Origin of the sequence: Nocardioides kribbensis, assembly GCF_015070375.1 — a bacterium.
GTDB lineage: Bacteria > Actinomycetota > Actinomycetes > Propionibacteriales > Nocardioidaceae > Nocardioides > Nocardioides kribbensis.
The window spans coordinates 229,300-244,774 of sequence record NZ_JADCLL010000001.1 but is presented as its reverse complement, the minus strand read 5'-3'; the positions used below and the strand labels follow the sequence as shown (position 1 = coordinate 244,774).

Sequence of the window (15,475 nt, the reverse complement as noted above, 5' to 3'; positions counted from 1 at the left end):
AGAGAAGGCGAGCGTGTCGGGGATGATGGGAGCAGGCGCCTCGTGGCGCAACCTGCGCGCTGACCGCAGCGTGATGGACAACCGCATCGAGGGACGCACGGTGCGCCGCGTGCTCGGCTTCGCGCGCCCCCACCGGCGCCTGATCGGCGTCTTCCTGCTCTTCACCGTCATCGACGCCGCCACCGTCGTGGTGACCCCGCTGCTGGTGCAGCGCATCGTCGACGACGGCATCCTCGCCGACGACCGCTCGGTGGTGACGGTGCTGGCGCTGGCCATGGCCGGCTTCGCCGTCTTCAGCGCGGTGCTGAGCGTGCTCAGCGCCTGGCTCTCCTCGCGCATCGGCGAGGGCCTCATCTACGACCTGCGCACCCAGGTGTTCGCCCACGTGCAGCGCCAGTCGATGGCCTTCTTCACCCGCACCCAGACCGGGGCCCTGGTGTCGCGGCTCAACAACGACGTGATCGGCGCCCAGCGCGCCTTCACCTCCACGCTGTCGAGCACGGTGTCCAACTCCATCGCCGTGGTCGTCGTGGGCATCACCATGCTCGCCCTCAGCTGGCAGGTCACGCTGCTGTGCCTGGCCATGTTCCCCCTGCTCTTCGCCGCGTCGCGGTGGGTGAGCAGCCGGCTGGCCGGCCTGACCCGACGCCAGATGGACGGCAACGCCAGCCTCGGCAACGTGATGACCGAGCGCTTCAACGTCAGCGGCGCGATGCTGCTCAAGCTCTTCGGGCGCCGCGGCGAGGAGGACGAGCTCTTCGGCGAGAAGGCCGCCGTCGTGCGCGACCTGGGGGTGCGGATCTCGCTGATCACCCGCATCTTCGGGGCGGCGATGATGCTCGTGCCCGCGCTCGCCACCGCCCTGGTCTACGGCGTGGGCGGCCAGCTGGCCATCAGCAGCCAGCTCACCGTGGGCACGCTCCTGGCCCTCGCCACGCTGCTCCTGCGCCTGCTCGGGCCGCTCCAGGGTCTCTCGAACGTGCGCATCGACGTCATGACCGCGCTGGTGAGCTTCGAGCGTGTCTTCGAGGTGCTCGACCTGCCGTCGCTGATCGAGGAGCGGCCCGGAGCGGTCGCGCTCCCGCCCACGGCGTCCCGGGTCGAGTTCGACCGGGTCTCCTTCACCTACCCCGGGGGCGACCGCATCTCGCTGCGCTCCCTCGAGGCGGTCTCCCGCACCGAGGAGCACGACCCGGTGCAGGTGCTGCACGACCTCAGCTTCACCGCCGAGCCCGGCCGGATGGTCGCGCTCGTCGGCCCCTCGGGCGCCGGCAAGACCACGGTCACCCACCTCGTGGCCCGCCTCTACGACGTCGACTCCGGCACGGTGCGCGTCGACGGCCACGACGTGCGCGACGTGACCCTCCAGTCGCTGGAGGACGTCGTCGGCTACGTCACCCAGGACGCCCACCTCTTCCACGAGACGATCCGGGCCAACATGGTCTACGCCCGGCCCGACGCAGACGACGAGGCCATCTGGGCCTCGCTGGAGGCCGCGCAGATCGCCGGGCTCGTGCGTCGGCTGCCCGACGGTCTCGACACCGTGGTCGGCGACCGCGGCTACCGCCTCTCCGGCGGGGAGCGGCAGCGCCTGGCCATCGCCCGGCTGCTGCTGAAGGCTCCGTCGGTGGTGGTGCTCGACGAGGCGACCGCCCACCTCGACAGCGAGTCGGAGGCGGCCGTGCACCGCGCCCTCGACGCCGCGCTCGAGGGGCGCACGTCCCTGGTCATCGCCCACCGGCTCTCGACGATCCGTCAGGCCGACCTGATCCTGGTGCTGCACGAGGGTCGTATCGTCGCCCGCGGCACCCACGACGAGCTGCTGGCGGAGGGCGGGCTCTACGCCGACCTCTACCGCACCCAGTTCGTCGACGACACCACCTCCGACACCGCAGGAGTCTGACCATGGACCTCGGTCTGCGCGACACCGTCCACCTCGTCACGGGCGGCTCCCGCGGCCTGGGTCGTGCCACCGCGGAGGTGCTGCTCGCCGAGGGCGCCCGCGTGGTGGTCTCCGGCCGCAGCCAGGACTCCCTCGACGCCGCCCTGGCCGCCTGGCGCGACGCCGACGCGAGCATCCAGGACCGTGTGGTGGGGGTCGCGGCCGACAACGCCGACGCCGACACCCCGGCGCGGCTGCTCGACGCGGCCCGCACGGCCTGGGGCCGCGTCGACGGCGCGCTGATCAGTGTCGGCGGGCCGCCGAAGGGTGCGGTGACCGACATCGACGACGCCCAGTGGACCGACGCCTTCGCCTCGGTGTTCCTCGGCGCGGTGCGGCTCGCGCGCGAGGTCGGGGTGGCCCTGCCGGCCGGGGGAGCCCTGGCCATGGTGCTCTCCAGCAGCGTGCGTCAGCCGCTGGCCTCGATGGCGGTCTCCAACGGGCTGCGGCCGGGGCTCGCCATGGTCGCCAAGACGTTGGCCGACGAGCTCGGGCCGCGCGGGGTGCGGGTCAACGGCCTGCTCCCGGGGCGGGTCGCCACCGACCGTCTCGTCGAGCTCGACGCCGCCACCGGCGACCCCGACCGTGCCCGCGCCGCCGCCATCGCGTCGATCCCGCTGGGCCGTCAGGGCGACCCGGCGGAGTTCGGTCGCGCCGCCGCCTGGCTGCTCTCACCGGCCGCCTCCTACGTGAGCGGCGTCATGCTGCCCGTCGACGGCGGCCTGCTCCGCACCCTCTGACCGGCCCTCGCCGCCCCGGTCGGGGGCGAGCCACCGGCTCAGGCGTCCTCGCGCTGACGCTCCCGCTCGGCGGCCTCGCGGGCCTCGGCCTCCGCGCGCATGCGGGCGTAGGGGTGGTTGGTGCGCTTCTCCTTGCGCACCTTGGGGGGCTTCGGCCCTCCGGCCGCGGGCCGGTCGCCGCTGCGCCCGCCGCGCCACTCGTCGTAGGCGAGGTAGAGGAAGCCGAAGATCGCCAGCAGCCCGAAGAACCACCACTGCAGGCCGTAGAAGAAGTGGGGACCGTTGTCGAGCTCGGGCAGCTCGACCGGCTCCAGCGCGGTGGCCGGGGCGGGGTCCTCCGAGCGCAGCTCGACGAACCCGTCGTAGACCTCACGCTGCTGGGCCTGCCCGATCGCCTCGGCCGAGACGGCCCGGGTGGCGTTGTCGACGACCGCCGTGCTGTCGCCGCTGCCGTCGGCGCGCACGTAGCCGGTCACCGTCACCTCACCCGCGGGCGGGTCGGGCACGTCGGCGGTGTCGAGGCCACGCGCGTCGGTGGCCATCCACCCGCGGTCGACCAGCAGCGAGGTGCCCGAGTCGGTGACCAGCGGCACGACGACGTCGACGCCCGAGGCGCCGTCGCGGGTGCGGTAGCGCACGATGACGGTGTCGTCGGTGTCGTAGGTGCCGGTGGCGCTCACGACACGCCACTCGTCGGCCTCGCCGACCTCGGTGTCGGTGCCGAGCACCTCGCCCACCGGTGCGGGGGCCTGGTCCTCGTTGGCCCGGACCACGGCGTTGCTCTCCTTGCGGTCGTCGAGCCGGTGGAACTGCCACTGGCCCAGCCACCACGTCGCCGTCGCGACCACGACGATGGCCAGCGCGAAGAGGGCCCACCGTCGGCTGAGGAGGAAGCGGAGCGAGCGCACACCCCGAGGCTATCGGGCCGCTCCACCCCGCCGGGCACCCCGCGGGGCGGTGCGCCCCGCCCGCGTGACAGGCCCCACGTAGGGTGGAGGCATGGCACTCACCTTGTTGGAGGACCGGTACGGCCGCGTCGCGACCGACCTGCGCGTCTCGCTCACCGACAAGTGCAACCTGCGTTGCTCCTACTGCATGCCGGAGGAGGGTCTCGACTGGCTGAGCAACGACAAGCTGCTCACCGACGACGAGATCGTGCGCCTGATCGGGATCGGCGTGGAGCACCTCGGCATCGAGGAGGTGCGCTTCACCGGTGGCGAGCCGATGGTGCGTCGCGGCCTGGTCGACATCGTGCGGCGCACCCGCGCGCTGGGACCCGACCTCGGCATCTCCATCACCACCAACGCGCTCGGTCTGGCCCGCAACGCCACCGCGCTGGCCGAGGCCGGCCTCGACCGCGTCAACGTCAGCCTCGACACCGTGCGTGCCGACACCTTCCGCGAGATCACCCGCCGCGACCGGTTCCACGACGTCGTCGCCGGCCTCGCCGCCGCTCAGCAGGCGGGCCTGGGACCGGTCAAGGTCAACGCCGTCCTGCTGCGGGGCCAGAACGACGACCAGGCCGCCGAGCTGCTCGCGTGGTGCCTCGAGCGCGGCTACGAGCTGCGCTTCATCGAGCAGATGCCCCTCGACGCCCAGCACGGCTGGACCCGTGAGGGCATGATCACCGCCGACGAGATCTTCGCCGCCCTCGAGCGGTCCTTCACGCTGACCCCGGCCAGCGAGCCGCGTGGCAGCGCCCCCGCGGAGCTCTTCACCGTCGATGGCGGACCGGGCACCGTCGGGGTCATCGCGTCGGTCACCCGCCCGTTCTGCGGCGACTGCGACCGGGTGCGTCTCACCGCCGACGGCCAGGTGCGCAACTGCCTCTTCGCCCGCGAGGAGTCCGACCTGCGCCTGGCGATGCGCGAGGGGGCCTCCGACCGCGAGCTGGCCGACCGCTGGGTCATCGCCATGCGCGGCAAGCTCGCCGGCCACGGCATCGACGACCAGAGCTTCCTGCAGCCCGACCGCCCCATGTCGGCCATCGGGGGCTGAGCCCGGACCCGGGCCCCGTCGAGCGCGGGGGTGCCCCGGTCGTCCCAGGGCGGCGACGGGTCGGCTCAGACGGGCTGGTGCGGCTCCACGTCGCGCAGGAACTGCCGTGCGGCGAGGAAGTCCGACAGCGATCCGCGGTGCTCGTCACAGGCCAGCCACGTCTTGCGGCGCTCGGCGGTGTGGAGCTTGGGGTTGTTCCACAGCAGCGCCCACGCCGCTGTGCTCCGGCACCCCTTGGCGGAGCAGGTGTCGGGGTCCGGGCCGCCCATCAGAGCTGCCGGCGAGCGCCGGACTCGAGCTCGGGGGCGCCGTAGGCGGTGTCGCGCAGGGCGAAGCCGTCGGAGCGGGTGGCGGTGGCGTTGGCCATGACCACGGCGAGGTAGGGCAGGATCAGGGCGCCGGCGATGAGGAACGGCCACAGCCAGTCGGCCCCGGCCAGGCCGGCGATGACGGCCCCCACGAAGCACAGCGAGCGCAGGCTCATCGACAGCAGGTAGCGCTTCTGGCGCACCGCGATGTCGGCGTTGCGGCTCTCCGCGGCGGTGGTGATGCGGACGGCGTCGTCGGTGCGTGTGCGGTCCCGGGCCATGACTCCCATCGTACGTCGGGAGGGGTGAGCACCCGACCCGGTGCGCAGGCCCTAGCATCGGCCCACGGCCCGGCCCGCCGCTGCGGCCCCGCCACTGGCCCCACCACCGAGCCCGGCTCCGACCCGCGCAGCCCGGCACACCACCCACGGAGGCACCATGAGCAACCGCACCTACCGCGTCACCGAGATCGTCGGCACCTCGCCCGAGGGCATCGACGCGGCCATCCGCAACGGCGTCGAGCGGGCCGGCAAGACCCTGCGCCACCTCGACTGGTTCGAGGTGACCCAGGTGCGCGGACAGGTCAAGGACGGCCAGGTCGAGCACTTCCAGGTCGGCATGAAGGTGGGTTTCCGCCTCGAGGACGAGTGACCCGGCCCGCACCGCAGCAGGCCCGCGGGTGACCCACGCCGCTCCGCGCGGCGTAGGTCTACCCCGCGGTAATCGCTAGCGTCGGGCGACGTGAGCGAAACGACACCGGCCCCGGCCCCCCACGGCGACCCCACCGAGCCGCCCGCCCGCGAGCCCCGCTCGGTCCTGGTGACCGGTGGCAACCGCGGCATCGGCCGTGCGATCGCCGAGGCCTTCCTGGCCCAGGGCGACAAGGTGGCGGTCACCACCCGCAGCGGAGGCGCCCCCGAGGGCGCCCTCGACGTGCGCTGCGACGTCACCGACGCCGCAGCGGTCGACGCCGCGTTCACCGAGATCGAGGCCGCGCACGGCCCCGTGGAGGTGCTGGTGGCCAACGCCGGCATCACCGCCGACACCCTGCTGCTGCGGATGTCGGAGGACGACTGGTCGAGCGTGATCGACACCAACCTCACCGGCTCCTTCCGCCTGGCCAAGCGCGCCGCCAAGGGCATGCTGCGCCTGCGTCGAGGGCGGATCATCCTCATCTCCTCCGTGGTCGGCCTCCTGGGATCGCCCGGCCAGGTCAACTACGCCGCCTCCAAGGCCGGCCTCGTCGGCATGGCCCGGTCGCTGGCCCGCGAGCTGGGGTCGCGCTCGATCACCACCAACGTGGTGGCGCCCGGCTTCATCGAGACCGACATGACCGCGGCGCTCCCCGAGGAGCAGCAGGCGGAGTACAAGGCGCGCATCCCGCTCGGACGCCTCGGCGCCGCCGAGGAGGTCGCGCAGACCGTCACCTGGCTGGCCGGGCCCGGTGCGGCGTACGTCACCGGCGCGGTGATCCCCGTCGACGGCGGCCTGGGCATGGGGCACTGACCCCCGCCCCGCCCCACCAGCAGCGCCCCCGCCGGCGTCCCGGCACCCCCCAGCAGACCAGCAGCGCGCGGCCCCCACGGCCGCGGCGCACCGGACCACAAGGAGCACACGATGGGCATTCTCGACGGCAAGCGGATCCTGGTGGCCGGGGTGACGATGGACTCCTCCATCGGCTTCGCCACCGCCAAGGTCGCCCAGGAGCAGGGCGCCACCGTGCTCATCTCCAACTTCGGGCGCGCGCTCAACATCACCAAGCGCATCGCCAAGCGGCTCCCGGTGGAGCCGCCGGTCCTCGAGCTCGACGTCACCGACCCCGACCACCTGGCCCGCCTGCCCGAGCTGGTCGGCGAGCACGTCGACGGCCTCGACGGCGTCGTGCACTCCATCGCCTACGGCAACCCCGAGACGCTGCTCGGCGGCAAGTTCATGTCGGGCCCCTGGGAGGACGTGTCGCAGGCCGTGCAGGTCTCCGCCTACTCCCTGAAGTCGCTCACCGACGCGTGCCGGCCGCTGATGGGCGGAGGCGGCTCGGTCGTCGGGCTCACCTTCGACGCCACGGTGGCCTGGCCGGCCTACGACTGGATGGGCGTGGCGAAGGCGGCGCTGGAGTCCTGCTCGCGCTACCTGGCCCGCGACCTGGGCCCGGAGGGCATCCGGGTCAACCTGGTGGCCGCCGGACCGCTGAAGACGCTCGCCGCCAAGGCCATCCCCGGCTTCGAGGACCTCGACCAGATGTGGTCGACCAAGGCGCCGCTGGGCTGGGACAACACCGACCAGGAGCCCACCGCCAAGGCCGTGGTGGCCCTGCTGTCGGACTTCTTCCCCGCGACGACCGGCGAGATCGTCCACGTCGACGGCGGCTTCCACGCGATGGGCGGCTGAGCCCGCCCACCCGGTAGCGTCGCGCGGGTGACTTCCCTCGTCGAGATCCGGGTCCTGGAGGGACCGAACCTCTACTTCCCCCGGGCGGCCATCAAGCTGACCCTCGACATCGCGGCCCTCTCGGCCGCGCCCGACGCCACCGCGGCCCGCTTCGCGCGGCGCATCGGTCTGCGCAACGCCCGGCCGGGCTCGGCGCACTCGGGGTTCCGGCAGCGCTTCGCCCTGCGGGCGGTGGGCCGCCTGGTGCGGGCGATCGCCGTCGAGAGCGGCACGTCGCGCCTGGCGGTGCGGGTGCGGCCCAGCAGCGACCCGGAGCGGATCGTGGTCGCCTACCCCTGGGCCCACCGCGAGCGGGCCCAGGAGATGGGTCGCGCCGTCGCCGCGGTGCTCGACGCGCTGCCCGACGCCGACTCCACCGTCGATCTGGAGGAGGCGGTCAGCGCCGCGGCCCGGCAGGTGGCCGCGAGCCCCGCCGGCGCCCCGCCGCACACGATCGTGCCGCGGATCCCCGTCGTGGCGGTCACCGGCACCAACGGCAAGACCACGACCTCGCGCATGGTCGCCCACATCGGCCGCACCTGGGGCAAGCTGGTCGGTTGGTCCAACACCGACGGCATCTACATCGACGGCGAGATGGTCGAGGCCGGCGACTACTCCGGCCCCTCCGGGGCGGGCCGGATCCTGGCCCACGAGCAGGTCGAGCTCGCCGTCACCGAGACCGCCCGCGGCGGGATCCTGCTCAAGGGCATCGGGCTGACCCGCAACGACGTCTCGGTGGTCACCAACGTCTCGGCCGACCACCTCGGGCTCCACGGCATCGACACCCTCGACCAGCTCGCGGAGGTCAAGGGCGTGGTGCCGCGCATCACCCGGCGCAGCGGCTGGGCGGTGCTCAACGGCGACGACCCCCGCGTGCTGGCCATGCGCCACGAGATCAAGGCCCGGCCGTGGGTGTTCTCCCGCGACCCCGACTCCCCGGCCATCCGCGAGGTGCTGTCGGTGCGCGGGCGCGCCACGACCGTCATCGACGGCTGGGTCTGCGTGCTCACCGCCAGCTCCGACCCCGACCCGCTCGTCGAGCTGGTCGAGGTGCCGATGACCCTGGCCGGCCTGTCGCGCTTCAACGTCGAGAACACCCTGGCCGCGGCCTCGGCGGCCCTGGCCGTGGGGGTGCCCCGCGACGTGGTGGTCGAGGGGCTGCGGACCTTCCGCCCCGACGCCGAGCACAACCCGGGGCGGATGAACTTCTTCAGCGTCGGGGAGGTCTCGGTCGTCATCGACCTGGCCCACAACGAGGCCGGCCTCGAGGCGCTCTTCGAGATCATGAACGGCGTGCGGGCGCCCGGCTCGCGGCTGCTGCTGGGCCTCGGCGTCGTGGGCGACCGCACCGACGAGCTGATCGAGAAGCTGGGCGAGATCGCCGCCCGCGACAGCGACGTCGTGGCCATCGGCCACAAGGAGAAGTACTTCCGGGGGCGCACGGCCGCCGAGCTGGAGGACCTGATGCGCGGCGGGGCCGAGCGGGTCGGGGTCACCGGGGTGCCGGCGTACCCGACCGAGGTGGCCTGCCTCTCGGCCCTCGTGGGGCAGGCGCTGCCCGGCGACGTCGTGGGGCTGATGTGCCACGCCGAGCGCGAGGAGGTCTACGCCTGGATCGCCGAGCAGGGCGGCACGCCCGACTCCGCCGGGACGCTGGCCGCCAAGGTGCGCGCGGCAGCCCTCCCGTCCTCCTAGCCCGCGGTGGCAGGATCGTGACCGAGACCACAGCTCGTCACGACCGGAAGGCACTCCATGCGCAGCACCATGCAGGACGACCAGCTCACGATCGGCGCGGTGCTGCGGCACGCGACCACCGTGCACCCCGACTCCGAGGTGGTGACCGCCACCGCCGGGGGCACCCGTCGCCGCACCTACGCCGAGCTCGGTGAGCGGGTGGGCCGGCTGGCCAACGCGCTGCGCGCGCTCGGTGTCGAGGGCGACCAGCGCGTGGCCACCTTCCAGTGGAACAACGCCGAGCACCTCGAGGCCTACCTGGCGGTGCCCTCGATGGGGGCCGTGCTGCACACCCTCAACATCCGACTCTTCCCCGAGCAGCTGGTCTACGTCGCCAACCACGCCGAGGACCAGGTGGTCATCGTCGACGACTCGCTCGTCGGTCTGCTCGCCCCGCACGTCGCGGAGCTGACCACGGTGCGCCACGTGCTCGTGGCCGGCCCCGAGGCCGCCTCGGCCGACCTCGCCTCGCTCGGGGCGGGCGGGGCCGAGGTGCACCTCTACGACGACCTCCTCGCCGCGCAGCCGGCTGCGTTCGACTGGCCCGAGATCGACGAGCGCGAGGCCGCGGCCATGTGCTACACCTCGGGCACCACCGGCAACCCCAAGGGCGTCGTCTACAGCCACCGCTCTGCGTGGCTGCACTCCCAGGCGGTCAACACCGGCAACGCCGCGGGGCTGTCCTTCGAGGACCGGGTGCTGCCCATCGTGCCGATGTTCCACGCCAACGCCTGGGGCCTGGCCTACTCGGCCCTGATGGCCGGGGCGTCGCTGTGCATGCCCGACCGCTGGCTCCAGGCCGAGCCGCTGGTGCGGTTCATCCGCGAGAGCCGGCCGACGGTCTCCGGCGCGGTGCCGACGGTCTGGAACGACGTGCTGGGCCACCTCGACCGCCACGACGACGTGCGTCTCGACTCGCTGCGGCTCATCCTCTGCGGGGGCTCGGCGGTGCCGGTCTCGCTGCAGCGCGCCCTGCAGGAGCGCCACGGGCTGCTCGTGCGCCAGGCCTGGGGCATGACGGAGACCTCGCCCGTGGCCTCGGCCGGCATCCCGCCGCTCGGCGTCGACGAGGAGCGGGCCTGGGCCTACCGCGGCACCCAGGGCCGCCTGCTCTGCGGCGTCGAGGGGCGCATCGTCGCCGACGACGGCACGGTCCTGCCCCACGACGGCGAGGCCGTCGGCGAGCTGCAGGTGCGCGGGCCGTGGGTCACCGGTGCCTACTACCGGCCCGAGACCGACGAGCAGGCCGACGCGGCCGGGAAGTTCGACGCCGGCTGGCTGCGCACCGGAGACGTCGGCACGATCGACGGCCTCGGCTACATCGCCCTCTCCGACCGCGCGAAGGACGTCATCAAGTCCGGAGGCGAGTGGATCAGCTCGGTCGACCTGGAGAACGCCCTGATGGCCCACGACGCCGTGGTCGAGGCCGCGGTGGTCGGCATCCCCGACGAGAAGTGGCAGGAGCGACCGCTCGCCTCGGTCGTCGTGCGCGAGGGGGCCACGGTGACGCCGGCCGAGCTGCGGGAGTTCCTGTCGGCCGACTTCGCCAAGTGGCAGCTGCCCGACGCCTGGGCCTTCATCGACCAGGTGCCGCGCACCTCGGTCGGCAAGTTCGACAAGAAGGTGCTGCGCCGCCGGTACGCCGACGGGGAGCTCGAGGTCGACCGCTGAGGATCCCCACCACCGCGGAGGCGGTCGCGGCCTCGGTGGCCTGCGCCCGCCGGCTCGGGCTGCCCGCCGACGACCCCGTCGTGGTGTCCGACGGCTACAGCGTGCGGGTGCACCTGCGGCCCGCTCCCGTGCTGACGCGCGTCGTCACGCGGGGGCGGGTGCTGCGGGGCGACCCGCGCCCGTGGATGGAGCGCGAGGTCGCGGTGGCGGCGTACGCCGCGCGGCGCACCGACGTCGTGGTGCCGCCGTGTCACGACCCGGGACCGCACGAGGTCGACGGCCTCGAGGTGTCGCTGTGGTCCTGGGTGGAGGTGGTGCCGGGCACCGTGGCGCCGCAGGAGGTGGCGCTGAGCCTGCACGCGCTGCACCGGGCGCTGGCCGACTGTCCCGTGCCGCTGCCGCCCCTCGCGGGCCCGCTCGCCGACGTCGACGCGGCCCTGCGCGTCAGCGACGACCCGGTGCTCCACGGCGCCGCCGCCGTGCTCCTGCCCCGGGCGCTGACCTGGCCCCGGCGCCCGCTCCACGGAGACGCCCACGCCGGCAACCTGCTGCCGACCGCCGACGGGCCGCGGTGGACCGACCTCGAGGACGTCTGCGCGGGTCCCGTCGAGTGGGACCTGGCCTCGCGCACCCACGACGAGCGGACCCGTCGGGCCTACCCCGGCCACCTCGACGTCACACGGCTGCAGGAGTGCCGCGACCTGCGCACCCTCCAGGTGCTGGCCGCCGTGCTGCTCGACGACCAGCCCGACGAGGGGCTGCGAGGCCGGCTCGAGGCCGACCTGGCGCCGGTGCTCGCCGCTGCCGAGGCCACCGGGCGCCCGGGGGCCGGGCCTCAGGCCTCGCTGGGCACGTAGTCGGGGTCGGCGGCCGGGGCGTCGGCGGAGACCCCGGAGCCGGCCTGGGCGTGGGGCGACCAGTTCTCCAGCTCGGTCATCACCTCACCGTGCTTGTCGACGCAGATGACGACCAGGTCGCCACGGTTGGCCCGGCTCATCGCGTGGCGCACCGCCTCGATCTCGTCGAGCACGACCTCGACCTGCTTGCAGCGGCTGCCCTCGGCCATCGCCGAGCGGACGCCCTCGGTCACCAGGGCCGACACGTCGCCGCGCTCGCGCCCGCGCAGCTGGGCGTCCTCACGCACGATGACGACGTCGAAGTGCTGGGCCGCGATCTCGCCGAGCTCGCGCATGTCCTGGTCGCGGCGGTCGCCGGCGGTGGCGATGACGCCGATCCGCGAGGGACGGGCCAGCTCGTGCGAGCCGGCCATCGAGTCGCCGACACGGTCCACGAAGTCGCCGAGCGCACGCATGCCGGGAGCGTTGTGGCAGTAGTCGACGATGACGTTGACGCCGTTGACCTCGACCTCGTTGAGCCGCCCGGGGGAGAGGTAGTAGTTGGTGGAGAAGGTGCGCAGGCCCTGGCGGATGTCGTGCAGGGGAGCGCCGGCGGCGAAGGCCGCGGCCGCGGCGGCCAGCACGTTCTGCACGTTCATGCGCGCGCGGCCGTTGAAGGTCGCCGGCAGCAGGTGCGTCCAGGCCAGCTGCATCTCGCGCGGGCCGTGCTTGACCACGATCATCTCGCCGCGCTCGGAGCTGTTGAGCACCAGCGCCTTGCCGCCACGGCGGCAGTGGGCGTCGATCATGTCGCGCACCTCGCTGCCGGGTTCCTCCATGGAGATCCACACGACCTGGCCCGAGCAGCGCCGGCGCATGTCGCGCACCAGCGGGTCGTCGGCGTTGAGCACCGCGTGACCGTCGCGGGGCACGGCCTCCACGAGGACCGCCTTGACGTCGGCGAGCTGCTCGACGGTGTCGATGCCGCGCAGGCCGAGGTGGTCGGGCTGCACGTTGAGGACGACCGCGACGTCGTTGCGCTCGTAGCCCAGACCCTCGCGCAGGATGCCGCCGCGGGCCACCTCGAAGACCGCGAAGTCGACGCGGGGGTTCTGCAGGACCATCCGGGCCGAGCGCGGTCCGGAGGCGTCGGAGCGGATGAGCAGCCGCTCGTCGATGACGACGCCGTCGGTGGAGGTCATGCCGACCTTGCGGCCCATGCCCTTGAAGATGTGGCTGATCATCCGCGAGGTGGTCGTCTTGCCGTTGGTGCCGGTGACGGCCACGATCGGGATCCGCGACTGGGCGCCCGGCGGGAAGAGCATGTCGACCACCGGCTTGGCGATGAACTGCGGCTCCCCGATGGTCGGGTGGGTGTGCATCCGGAAGCCGGGAGCGGCGTTGACCTCGCAGATCGCGCCGCCGGTCTCGCGCACCGGCTCGGTGATGTCGGGGCAGATGAAGTCGATGCCCGCGATGTCGAGGCCGACCATGCGGGCGGCCTCCTCGGCGATCTCGACGTTCTCCGGGTGGGCCTCGAAGGTGCGGTCGATCGAGATGCCGCCGGTGGACATGTTGCCGGTGAGCGCGAGCTTGACCATGGTGCCGGCAGGAGGCACGTCGGACATCTCGAAGCCCTGCTCGCGCACCAGCTCGACCGCGGCGGCGTCGACCTTGATCCGGGTGAGCACCTTCTCGTGTCCCACGCCGCGGCGGGGATCGGCGTTGGCGTCGTCGACGAGCTGCTCGACGCTGGAGGTGCCGTCACCGGTGACCGAGGCCGGCACCCGCTCGGCGATGGCCGCGACCTTGCCGTCGATGATGAGGCAGCGGTAGTCCTTGCCGGTGATGAGCGACTCCACGATGAGCACCCCGCGGCGCGACTCGGCGCGCGCGACCTCGTAGGCCTCGCGCACCTCCGCCTCGTCCTGCAGGTCGAGGCAGACGCCCCGGCCGTGGTTGCCGTCGAGCGGCTTGACCACGACGGGGTAGCCGATGCGCTGGGCCGCGCGCACGCACTGCTCGACGGTGCGCACCGACTCCTGCTTGGGCACCGGCAGGCCGGCCGCCCCCAGCAGCGTGGTGGTGAGGTCCTTGTCGCTGGCGATGTCGACGGCGATCGCCGAGGTCGCCGAGGTCATCGTGGCGCGGATCCGCTTGGCGTGGACGCCCTGGCCCAGCTGCACCAGCGAGTACTGGTTGAGCCGGATCCACGGGATGTCGCGGGAGACGGCCTCGTCGAGGATGGCCTGGGTCGACGGCCCGAACGCGGTGCGCTGCGCACGCCGGATGAACTCCTCCAGGGAGGTGTCCCAGTCGAACTCGGGGTCGGCCTCGACCAGGTGGTTGACCAGCCGCACCGCGAGACGCCCCGCGGCCAGGCCGACCTGCTCGTCGATGTAGCCGTAGACGACGTTGTAGACGCCCGGGCGTCCCTTGACCATCCGGGTCTTGCCGCGGCGTACGTCGTGGCCGACGACCTGCTGCAGCGCCAGGGCGCAGTGCTCGGCGACGTGGCCCAGCCAGGTGCCCTCGTGGAGCCGCTCGACGAAGCCGCCGCGGCGACCGCGGGAGCAGGAGTGCTCGCGCAGCCCGGGCAGCATCTGCAGCAGCGTCTCGGTGAACCCCGGCACGGTGTTGGTGGGGAACTTCTCGAGCACCCCGAGGTCGACCACGAGGTGGATCGCCCGGTCGTAGGACCAGACGTTGGCGCCGCGGTAGACCCGCGTCTCGAGGATCGAGAGATCGGGCGTGGGGCGTTCGGTCATGAGGGTGCTCCGTCCTGGCTGCGGTCCGATGCGTGGTCGGTCGACTTCTTGGACTTCTTGGCCTCGCGCGCCTGGCGGCGCTTGAGGGTGGAGGGGGAGGCGTCGCCGGCGGCGATGTCGCGCGCCATCTGGCGCAGGTCCTTGCCGGCCTCGACCAGCTCGGCCTCCTCGGAGGGGTCGACACTGGCGCGCGGGGGCACGAGGGCGCGGGCGGTGAGGTCGAACGCCGCACCCTCCGGCAGCACGTGCAGCACGACGCCGCTGGCCAGCAGCGGCGCCGAGCGCTTGGCCTCGTAGGCGTTGGTGACGATGTGGGAGCCGTCCATCACGGTGACGGCGCCGCGCCCCAGCACCCGCAGCACGTCGCGGTCGGTGCCCGTGGCCTCGTCGACCTCGTGCTCGACGACGGCCGCGGTGTCCTCGTCGACGCCGATGCCCAGCAGCTGGGGCGACTGCGCCACGATCATCAGCAGGCGGCCGTAGCGGCTGCGCTGCTCGAAGTGCTGGTCGATCACCACCGACTGGAGCAGGCCCAGGCCCGCCGCGACCTGCGTCATCCGCTGCTTGGGCGTCGTGCCGCCCACGCCGAAGGCCACCATGTGGCTCGACTGGATGCTGGCGCCGGCCGAGGTGCCGGCCACCACGGTGCCGGCCCGGTGCGCGGCGACGATGGCGTCGCCCACCGGGGTGCCGCAGACCATGGAGGACAGCTTGAGCTGGTTGCCGCCGGTCATGAAGATGCCGGTGGCCTTGCCCAGCGCCTCGACCAGGTCGGGGTCCTGGGCCTCCTCGCGCGACTCCGGTCGCACCGTGACGACCTCGGCGGCGCCCTCGCGGCGGAACAGCGCGTCGTAGACCTCGACGACCTCCGGGCCCAGCGAGGAGGCGGTCGGGATCACCGCGATCCGCGCCTCGGGCCCGCCGGCGGCGGCCACGAACTCGCGCAGGATGGTGCGGCGACGCAGCTTGTCCTCGGCACCGCCGATGATCATCAGGGGTCCACGGGGCATGGGCGCAACGCTAGGGCATGCGGTGTTGAGCCCGACCCTCG

At 73.3% G+C, this 15,475-nt stretch carries 14 protein-coding genes; 9 read left to right on the top strand and 5 right to left on the bottom strand.

Features of this window, described 5'->3' with window-relative positions; translation table 11 throughout:
* Positions 1 to 22: 22 nt before the first annotated feature.
* On the top strand, positions 23 to 1,903 hold the full coding sequence (locus tag IR170_RS01195) for an ABC transporter ATP-binding protein (protein WP_193660904.1): 1,881 nt from the start codon (positions 23 to 25) through the stop codon (positions 1,901 to 1,903).
* Between the two features lie 2 nt (positions 1,904 to 1,905).
* Positions 1,906 to 2,682, top strand: a complete 777-nt coding sequence (locus IR170_RS01190) for an SDR family oxidoreductase (RefSeq protein WP_193660903.1) — start codon at positions 1,906 to 1,908, stop codon at positions 2,680 to 2,682.
* A 38-nt stretch (positions 2,683 to 2,720) separates the two neighbouring features.
* Here the strand turns inward: IR170_RS01190 and IR170_RS01185 are convergent, their stop codons facing one another.
* Positions 2,721 to 3,590: an SURF1 family cytochrome oxidase biogenesis protein gene (locus IR170_RS01185; RefSeq protein WP_193660902.1), complete on the bottom strand. Its 870-nt coding sequence runs from the start codon at positions 3,588 to 3,590 to the stop codon at positions 2,721 to 2,723.
* A 91-nt stretch (positions 3,591 to 3,681) separates the two neighbouring features.
* Between IR170_RS01185 and moaA the strand changes: the two genes are divergently transcribed.
* Positions 3,682 to 4,680 (top strand): GTP 3',8-cyclase MoaA, encoded by a 999-nt coding sequence (moaA, locus tag IR170_RS01180; RefSeq protein WP_193660901.1) that lies wholly within the window; start codon positions 3,682 to 3,684, stop codon positions 4,678 to 4,680.
* 65 nt (positions 4,681 to 4,745) lie between these two features.
* On the opposite strand, the gene IR170_RS01175 is transcribed toward moaA, so the two are convergent.
* Both IR170_RS01175 and IR170_RS01170 read right to left on the bottom strand, forming a co-directional pair.
* Positions 4,746 to 4,949, bottom strand: coding sequence for a hypothetical protein (locus tag IR170_RS01175; protein WP_193660900.1), 204 nt, complete (start codon positions 4,947 to 4,949; stop codon positions 4,746 to 4,748).
* Positions 4,949 to 5,269 carry a DUF3099 domain-containing protein gene (locus IR170_RS01170; RefSeq protein ID WP_056904009.1) on the bottom strand — a complete coding sequence of 107 codons (321 nt, stop codon included), beginning with the start codon at positions 5,267 to 5,269 and terminating at the stop codon, positions 4,949 to 4,951. The genes IR170_RS01175 and IR170_RS01170 overlap by 1 nt, the downstream gene beginning before the upstream one ends.
* 157 nt (positions 5,270 to 5,426) lie before the next feature.
* On the opposite strand from IR170_RS01170, the gene IR170_RS01165 reads away from it, so the two are divergent.
* The 6 genes from IR170_RS01165 (at position 5,427) to IR170_RS01140 (ending at position 11,677) form a co-directional block, all read left to right on the top strand.
* Entirely contained in the window at positions 5,427 to 5,639 is a 213-nt protein-coding gene (locus IR170_RS01165; RefSeq protein WP_056864366.1) for a dodecin, read from the top strand.
* A 165-nt stretch (positions 5,640 to 5,804) separates the two neighbouring features.
* Positions 5,805 to 6,494: a 3-oxoacyl-ACP reductase FabG gene (fabG, locus tag IR170_RS01160; protein ID WP_227488487.1), complete on the top strand. Its 690-nt coding sequence runs from the start codon at positions 5,805 to 5,807 to the stop codon at positions 6,492 to 6,494.
* Positions 6,495 to 6,605: 111 nt separating this feature from the next.
* Positions 6,606 to 7,376, top strand: coding sequence for an enoyl-ACP reductase FabI (gene fabI / locus IR170_RS01155; RefSeq protein WP_193660898.1), 771 nt, complete (start codon positions 6,606 to 6,608; stop codon positions 7,374 to 7,376).
* Between the two features lie 27 nt (positions 7,377 to 7,403).
* The gene (locus IR170_RS01150) at positions 7,404 to 9,110 is read left to right on the top strand and encodes a Mur ligase family protein (RefSeq protein WP_056864368.1); all 1,707 of its coding nucleotides are present in this window, start codon (positions 7,404 to 7,406) and stop codon (positions 9,108 to 9,110) included.
* A 57-nt stretch (positions 9,111 to 9,167) separates the two neighbouring features.
* The gene (locus tag IR170_RS01145) at positions 9,168 to 10,820 is read left to right on the top strand and encodes a fatty acid--CoA ligase (RefSeq protein WP_193660897.1); all 1,653 of its coding nucleotides are present in this window, start codon (positions 9,168 to 9,170) and stop codon (positions 10,818 to 10,820) included.
* Between the two features lie 35 nt (positions 10,821 to 10,855).
* A complete protein-coding gene (locus IR170_RS01140) occupies positions 10,856 to 11,677 on the top strand; it encodes a phosphotransferase (RefSeq protein WP_193660896.1) in 822 nt (273 codons plus the stop codon).
* On the opposite strand, the gene cphA is transcribed toward IR170_RS01140, so the two are convergent.
* On the bottom strand, positions 11,656 to 14,424 hold the full coding sequence (cphA, locus tag IR170_RS01135) for a cyanophycin synthetase (RefSeq protein ID WP_056904014.1): 2,769 nt from the start codon (positions 14,422 to 14,424) through the stop codon (positions 11,656 to 11,658). The two genes, IR170_RS01140 and cphA, sit on opposite strands and share 22 nt — an antisense overlap.
* Entirely contained in the window at positions 14,421 to 15,434 is a 1,014-nt protein-coding gene (locus IR170_RS01130; RefSeq protein WP_056904015.1) for a cyanophycinase, read from the bottom strand. The genes cphA and IR170_RS01130 overlap by 4 nt, the downstream gene beginning before the upstream one ends.
* Positions 15,435 to 15,475 lie beyond the last annotated feature (41 nt).

Coding starts and splice junctions, on each gene's coding strand:
- IR170_RS01175 (WP_193660900.1), bottom strand. CDS start 4,949: ATGGGCGGCCCGGACCCCGACACCTGCTCCGCCAAGGGGTGCCGGAGC.
- IR170_RS01165 (WP_056864366.1), top strand. CDS start 5,427: ATGAGCAACCGCACCTACCGCGTCACCGAGATCGTCGGCACCTCGCCC.
- IR170_RS01170 (WP_056904009.1), bottom strand. CDS start 5,269: ATGGCCCGGGACCGCACACGCACCGACGACGCCGTCCGCATCACCACC.
- IR170_RS01130 (WP_056904015.1), bottom strand. CDS start 15,434: ATGCCCCGTGGACCCCTGATGATCATCGGCGGTGCCGAGGACAAGCTG.
- cphA (WP_056904014.1), bottom strand. CDS start 14,424: ATGACCGAACGCCCCACGCCCGATCTCTCGATCCTCGAGACGCGGGTC.
- fabI (WP_193660898.1), top strand. CDS start 6,606: ATGGGCATTCTCGACGGCAAGCGGATCCTGGTGGCCGGGGTGACGATG.
- IR170_RS01190 (WP_193660903.1), top strand. CDS start 1,906: ATGGACCTCGGTCTGCGCGACACCGTCCACCTCGTCACGGGCGGCTCC.
- IR170_RS01195 (WP_193660904.1), top strand. CDS start 23: ATGATGGGAGCAGGCGCCTCGTGGCGCAACCTGCGCGCTGACCGCAGC.
- IR170_RS01145 (WP_193660897.1), top strand. CDS start 9,168: ATGCGCAGCACCATGCAGGACGACCAGCTCACGATCGGCGCGGTGCTG.
- moaA (WP_193660901.1), top strand. CDS start 3,682: ATGGCACTCACCTTGTTGGAGGACCGGTACGGCCGCGTCGCGACCGAC.